The organism is Flavobacterium sp. (genome assembly GCF_044339515.1).
Classification (GTDB): domain Bacteria; phylum Bacteroidota; class Bacteroidia; order Flavobacteriales; family Flavobacteriaceae; genus Flavobacterium.
In genome coordinates this window covers 25,528-32,846 of the sequence record NZ_JBIIVK010000043.1, presented here as the reverse complement: position 1 = coordinate 32,846, position 7,319 = coordinate 25,528, and the positions used below count along the sequence as shown (strand labels likewise).

Genomic DNA, 7,319 nt, shown 5'->3' with positions numbered 1-7,319 from the left:
TCACTTCCAAAATTTGCCGTAAAACTGAATAAATTCATCGCTTTTTTTTATCAAATATAAGGCTTTTTATTTAATTATGGGTAATTGCGGACAATCAAATTTTTTATGAAGAAAATTTACACTTTAGTTTTATTTATTATTACTTTTTTTATTGGTAATGCTCAAATCGTGGATATTCCTGATGCGAATTTTAAGGCAAAGTTGTTGAGTGCCAGTGCGAGTAATTTTGTAACACAAAATCTTGCAGGAAACTGGGTTGCTATTGATACCAATGGCGATGGACAAATACAACTAAGCGAAGCACAAAATATTTTGGCGTTAGAAGTTGATGATTCTGATATTTCTAATCTAACAGGTATTGAAGCATTTACCAATTTACAAGTTTTGTTTTGCTACGACAATCAATTAACGAGTTTAGATGTTTCTCAAAATGTGAATTTAATACTTTTGGATTGTGCCTTTAATCAATTAACGAGTTTAGATTTTTCTCAAAATGTGAATTTAGGAGTTTTGTATTGCTTTTCTAATCAATTAACGAGTTTAGATGTTTCTCAAAATGTGGATTTACAAGTATTGAGTTGCACCAACAATCAATTAACGAGTTTAGATGTTTCTCAAAATGTGAATTTATTAGATTTGTCTTGCCATTACAATCAATTAACGAGTTTAGATGTTACTGGAGCTGTGATTTTACAACAGTTGTATTGCTACAACAATCAATTAACGAGTTTAGATGTTTCTCAAAATGTGTATTTACAACATTTGACATGCGATTACAATCAATTAACGAGTTTAGATGTTTCTCAAAATGTAATTTTATCACAATTGGAATGCACCTACAATCATTTAACGAGTTTAAATTTAAAAAATAATTACGATACTAATTTATTTTTTAATAACAACCCAATTCTACAATACATCTGTGCTGATGAACAAGATTTGGCTTTGATGCAACAATTAATAAGTAACTATGGATACACAAATTGCCATGTAAACAGTTACTGCTCGTTTACACCTGGTGGCACTTATTATGAAATTACGGGTATCACAAAATTAGATTTTAATAACAGCGGTTGCGATGTTAACGATATTAATTATCCCAATCTAAATTTTTCTATAACCAATGGTACTAATACAGGTAGTTTTATTGCTAATACATCAGGCAATTATTACATTCCTTTCCAAACAGGAACGCATATAGTAACTCCTGTTTTACAAAACCCAAGTTATTTTAACATTTCGCCAACAACCGTAAATGTAAATTTTCCTACACAAGCGAGTCCGTTTACGCAAGATTTTTGCATAACTCCCAATGGCATAAAAAATGATTTAGAAATAATCATACTTCCAATAGGTGTAGCTCGACCTGGTTTCAATGCTCAATACAAAATAATTTACAAAAATAAAGGAAATCAAATCGCAAATGGCACTCTAACATTTAGTTTTGATGATTCGATTATGGACTTAGTTTCGTCAATTCCAACAGTAGATGGTACAGGAACAAACACTTTAAATTGGAATTTTACAAATTTAAATCTGTTTGAAACGAGAGAAATAGATTTAGTTTTCAATATCAACTCCCCAGTGGAAACACCTGCCGTAAATGATGGTGATGTTTTAGTTTATACTGCCACTATTGCTGGAGCAACGGATGAAACACCAAATGACAATACATTTACGTTAAATCAAACGGTTGTCAATTCCTTCGATCCAAACGACAAAACCTGTTTAGAAGGTAATATAATTTCCCCCGAAATGGTTGGTGAATACGTGCATTATGTCATCCGTTTTGAAAACACAGGAACTTTTGCTGCCGAAAATGTAGTAATTGCCGATGTAATTGATACCACAAAATTTGAAATTAATACATTAGTTCCACAAAGTAGCAGTCATGATTTCTTTACCAGAATTAATGGTAATAAAGTTGAATTCATTTTCGAAAACATCAACCTTCCTTTTGATGATGAAAATAACGATGGTTATGTAGCTTTCAAAATTAAAACGAAACCGAATTTGGTTTTAGGTGATGAATTTACAAACACAGCAAGTATTTATTTTGATTATAATTTCCCTATCATCACCAATACAACTTCCACAACTGTAGAAGAACCTTTGAGTAATCAAGATTTTGATTTTGAAACTAATTTTACTCTCTATCCAAATCCGGCAGAAGATGTTTTAAATATTAAAGTAAAAAGTGAAATGGAAGTAAAATCGATTTCCATATACAACACACTCGGACAAATTATAATGACAACCATTCATGCTGAAAATGGAGAAATAAATGTTTCAAACTTACAATCGGGAAATTATTTTACAAAAGTGTTTACAGATAAAGGAAGCTCAACGGCAAAATTTATCAAACAATAAAAGTGTTTTTTATCAAACAGTAAGCTCTACTTCGGTAGGGCTTTTTTTATTTTAAAGCGAAAACTGAAAAGGTTTTTCTTATCTTTGCTTTATCATTAAACAAACGACTTATACAATGAAATTATTAGAAGGAAAAGTGGCCATCATCACCGGTGCCAGTCGCGGAATTGGTAGCGGAATCGCTAAAGTTTTTGCTCAACACGGAGCAAATGTAGCATTCACCTACAGTTCATCTGCTGAATCAGCTTTGGTTTTAGAAAACGAATTAAACGCTTTAGGAATTAAAGCCAAAGGATATAAATCAAACGCAGCCGATTTCAATGAAGCTCAAAAATTAGCTGATGATGTGTTGGCAGAATTCGGCACCATCGATATTTTAATCAACAATGCCGGAATCACAAAAGACAACCTTTTAATGAGAATGTCTGAAGAAGATTTCGACAAAGTAATCGAAATCAATTTAAAATCAGTTTTCAACATGACCAAAGCCGTTCAAAAAGTAATGTTGAAAAACCGCAAAGGTTCTATCGTGAATATGAGTTCGGTTGTGGGTGTGAAAGGAAATGCCGGACAAGCCAACTATGCTGCGTCAAAAGCCGGAATGATTGGTTTTACCAAGTCAATTGCGTTAGAATTAGGTTCGCGAAACATCCGTTGCAACGCCATCGCACCCGGATTCATCGAAACCGAAATGACCGGAAAATTAAACGAAGAAGTGGTACAAGGCTGGAGAGATTCTATTCCACTAAAACGTGGCGGAACACCGGAAGATGTAGCCAATGCTTGTCTTTTCCTAGCTTCCGACTTGAGTGCTTATGTAACCGGACAAGTGATGAATGTAGATGGGGGAATGTTGACGTAAAAAGTTTATAAAAATATGAAGTATAAATTCATTATAATACTTTTCGTCATCAGTGTAATCATAACTATTTTTGGTGCTTTATTAAAAATATTACATTTTGAAATTGGACCTCTAACCGGAAATTTTATTTTAACTATTGGTATGTTTACTAAAATTATAGCGGGAGCAGTATTTATTTTTAAAATGTTGAATGATAAAAATGATTTTTTGAACAAATAGTTAATGAGTAGATAAATCTACTTTAATAATATGAACAATTCCACTGTATTACTATTACTTTTGTCAGTTATATTTGCTGGTATTATTTCGTATTATCAGTATTTCTACAAAGCCAAATCCAATTCAAAAATCAATTGGTTCTTGGCTTTTTTGCGTTTTATTGCCGTTTTCGGATTATTGGTTTTATTAATCAACCCTATTCTTACTCGAAAATCATTTGAGACCATTAAAATTCCATTGCCAATTGTTGTTGATAATTCATCATCAGTCATCGAACTCAAAGCGAATGAATCCGCTTTAGAAGTCTATAAAAAATTGATTTCCAGTGCCGATTTAAAAGAAAAATTTGAAGTACAATCCTATCAATTTTCAAATGAATTGGAATCTACAGAATCATACGATTTCAAAGGAACGCAAACCCGAATTGATGGAGTAGGAAAGGGATTAAAAAGTATTCACAAAAGCGTAAATCATCCCACGGTAATACTAACAGACGGTAACCAAACGCAAGGAAGCGATTATATTTATTCTTTTGACGAAAACAAAGCGGTTTACCCTATTGTTTTGGGAGATACAACTTCGGTTTTAGATTTAAAAATCAGTCAACTCAACGTCAACAAATACGCTTTTCTAAAAAATAAATTTCCGGTCGAAGTGTTTGTCAACTATTCCGGAAATAAAAATGTGAATGCTACTTTTTCCATTTCACAAGGAAATTCAGTTTTGAGCAGACAAAACGTGAGCTTTTCAAACAGTCAAAAATCAAAAGTAATAACTGTTTTATTGCCGGCTGAAAAAGTGGGAGTTCAAGTTTTTAAAGCAACGATTTCTTCTTCCGAACAGGAAAAAAACACCTACAACAACACCAAGAATTTTGCGGTTGAAATCATCGATCAAAAGACAGAAGTTGCTATTGTTTCTGCTATGAATCATCCCGATATCGGTGCGTTGAAACGTGCGATTGAATCGAATCAACAACGTAAAGTAACTATTGTTAAACCGAATCAAATCAATTCGTTACAAGATTTTAATGTGTTGATTTTGTATCAACCAACTACTGAATTTAAATCGGTTTTTGAAAAAAATAATCTAGCCAATTTAAACACTTGGATTATAACGGGATTGCACACTGATTTCAATTTTTTGAATCAACAGCAAACTACTTTCGATTTTAAAATGAGTGGTCAACAAGAAGATTACTTGGCTACTTTTTCATCTCAATTCAATCTTTTTGCTATTGATAATATTGGATTTGAAAACTTTCCACCGTTGCAAAATCCTTTCGGAACAATTTCGTCAAAATCGAACTATGATAAATTAATTGGTGCCAGAATTCGCAATGTAGAACTTGATTCACCTTTATTGGCATACACCGAAAATCAAGGAAAACGTACGGCTTTTTTATTAGGTGAAAACATCTGGAAATGGCGTTTGCAAAGCCACATCGACCAACAAAGTTTTGAAAAATTTGATGTGTTTGTTGATAAAACCATTCAGTTTTTATCTTCCAATAATGCCCGAAAATCATTGGTGGTGACGCACGAAAATTTCTACAATTCAGGTGAGGCCATCGAAATTAATGCTCAATATTTCAATAAAAATTATGAGTTTGACGATAATGCTCGTTTATCCATTACCGTAAAAAATAAAGCAACAAATCAAACAAAATCGTATGATTTATTGAAATCAACCAATTCGTATAAAGTAAATTTAGACGGACTTTCTGCCGGAAATTACTCGTTTACCGTAACAGAAAACAATTCCAAAACCTCCTATTCAGGCTTTTTTGAAGTGCTAGATTTTGATATAGAAAAGCAATTCGTGAATCCGGATTATACTAAGTTGAATCAATTGGCCAGTCACACGAATGGAAAAACCTATTTAGCCAATCAAGTGGATGAATTAATTCAATCGCTTTTGGCTAATGAAAACTACAAACCTATTCAGAAGGAAATTGTAAAAAAGACACCGATAATTGATTGGGTTTGGTTGCTCGTCATTATTGCTTTGGCTCTTGCTTCGGAATGGTTTATCAGAAAGTATAACGGCTTACTTTAACTTAAGATTTACTTAATTGAATTCTTCACAAGAATAATGTGACTTCATTTGCGTTAATTTTACATCAAAATAAAGCAAATGAAAAATTATATTTCTATTCTATTTTTTTTTACCATTAGTGTTTTTTATGCTCAAAATTGGCAAACTAATTTTGAGGAAGCCAAAATGATTGCTTCCAAAGAAAACAAAAATATTGTATTGGTTTTTTCCGGTTCCGATTGGTGTGCACCTTGTATGAAATTGGAAAAAAACATTTGGATGTCAGACGTATTTAAAGCCGAAGCTGAAAAAAACTGGGTAACTTACAAAGCCGATTTTCCAAAGAAAAAGGCCAATCAATTGGCTCCAGAACTAACTGAACAAAATAAAAAGTTAGCCGAAAAGTATAATAAAGGAGGAAGTTTTCCATTGGTTGTATTGTTAGATCCCAACGGAAAAGTGTTAGGAATGACAGGTTTTAAAAACGTTTCTGCAGAAGAATACATTCAATTGCTACATAGTTTTGTAAAAAAATGAAAAGATTAATTCAATATTTACTAGTGTTGATTGTGTCGAGTTCATCGGCTCAAATTGTGCATAGTAAAAAAACATTTATGCTTGGAAGTCCGTTTGAAATGACGGTTGTGGCAACCGATACCATTCAAGCAAATCAGTATATTAATCAAGCAATAGAGGAAGTTAAACGCATTGAACATTTAATTTCCGATTGGATTCCAACTACACAAATTTCAAAAGTCAATCAAAATGCAGGCATAGCACCGGTAAAAGTAGATCAAGAGGTTTTTGAATTGATAGAAAGAGCCATTAAAATTTCGAAACTAACAAACGGAGCTTTTGATATCTCGTATGCTTCGATGGATAAAATTTGGAAGTTCGACGGAAGCATGAAAGAAATGCCAACCGAGGAAGCCATTAAAAATTCCGTGGCAAAAGTTGGTTATCAAAACATCATTTTAAACGAAAAAGAATCGACTATTTTCTTAAAAAACAAAGGAATGAAGCTCGGTTTGGGCGGTATCGGACAAGGTTATATTGCCGATAAAGTCAAAGCGTTACTAATTGAAAGTGGTTGCAAATCAGGGATTGTGAATGTTTCTGGTGATATCTTCGCTTGGGGAAAACAACCTGATGGAAAACCATGGACAATAGCCATCGTGAATCCAATGAATAAAAATAAAGTGTTTGCTACATTTCCTTTAGAAGACAGTGCGGTAGAAACTTCGGGCAGTTATGAAAAGTTTGTTACGTTTAACGGAAAGCGTTATTCACACATTATAGATCCAAGAACAGGTTATCCTGCTACCGGAATAGTTAGTGTATCGGTTTTTGCCAAAACCACAGAACTCGCCGATGCACTAGCGACCGGAATTTTCGTTCTAGGTATTGAGGTCGGACTCGATTTAGTGAACCAAATTAAAGGAATTGAATGCATTATCGTCGATGAAAAAGGTGTGGTTCATAGTTCTAAAAATATTGATTTAAAAAAATACGAATAAACAATTTCTTCGCTCGCTCCTCTCTCCTTTGGAGAGGGGTTGGGGGTGAGGTCTAAAGAAAAAATATATGAAAAAAACTGCAATTCTTGCCCTAGTTCTAATCGCATTACAATCCTGCAATTCAGTAAAAGAATACGAAAAAGAAAAAATAAATGACCCCGATATGAAATTAGCCGCACGTTCCTCAGAACGTTTTGAAACCAATTTTCAAGTCTATCGAGAAGCTGCAGCTGGAGCCAATGGTGGTAAGACCGGTGGAGGTTGTGGATGTAACTAGTTTAGAAGTTTAAAAGTTTAGGAGGTTAATAGGTTAT

General features: G+C 33.3%; 7 protein-coding genes. All 7 read left to right on the top strand.

The annotated features are described in order from the left end of the window. The first annotated feature begins 105 nt into the window (after window positions 1–105). Complete coding sequence (locus ACIQ0M_RS11700) at window positions 106–2,370, top strand: T9SS type A sorting domain-containing protein (protein ID WP_396152448.1); 2,265 nt, start codon at window positions 106–108, stop codon at window positions 2,368–2,370. A gap of 115 nt (window positions 2,371–2,485) precedes the next feature. Continuing rightward, window positions 2,486–3,232, top strand: coding sequence for a 3-oxoacyl-[acyl-carrier-protein] reductase (gene fabG, locus ACIQ0M_RS11695; protein ID WP_276975734.1), 747 nt, complete (start codon window positions 2,486–2,488; stop codon window positions 3,230–3,232). Window positions 3,233–3,247: 15 nt separating this feature from the next. Then, window positions 3,248–3,451 (top strand): hypothetical protein, encoded by a 204-nt coding sequence (locus ACIQ0M_RS11690; protein ID WP_396152446.1) that lies wholly within the window; start codon window positions 3,248–3,250, stop codon window positions 3,449–3,451. Between the two features lie 30 nt (window positions 3,452–3,481). Next, a complete protein-coding gene (locus ACIQ0M_RS11685; protein ID WP_396152444.1) occupies window positions 3,482–5,509 on the top strand; it encodes a hypothetical protein in 2,028 nt (675 codons plus the stop codon). Between the two features lie 78 nt (window positions 5,510–5,587). Next, the gene (locus tag ACIQ0M_RS11680) at window positions 5,588–6,025 is read left to right on the top strand and encodes a thioredoxin family protein (RefSeq protein ID WP_396152442.1); all 438 of its coding nucleotides are present in this window, start codon (window positions 5,588–5,590) and stop codon (window positions 6,023–6,025) included. Then, on the top strand, window positions 6,022–7,005 hold the full coding sequence (locus tag ACIQ0M_RS11675; RefSeq protein ID WP_396152439.1) for an FAD:protein FMN transferase: 984 nt from the start codon (window positions 6,022–6,024) through the stop codon (window positions 7,003–7,005). Before ACIQ0M_RS11680 ends, ACIQ0M_RS11675 begins: the two co-directional genes overlap by 4 nt. Before the next feature lie 67 nt (window positions 7,006–7,072). Beyond that, window positions 7,073–7,282, top strand: coding sequence for a DUF4266 domain-containing protein (locus ACIQ0M_RS11670; protein ID WP_396152436.1), 210 nt, complete (start codon window positions 7,073–7,075; stop codon window positions 7,280–7,282). Window positions 7,283–7,319 lie beyond the last annotated feature (37 nt).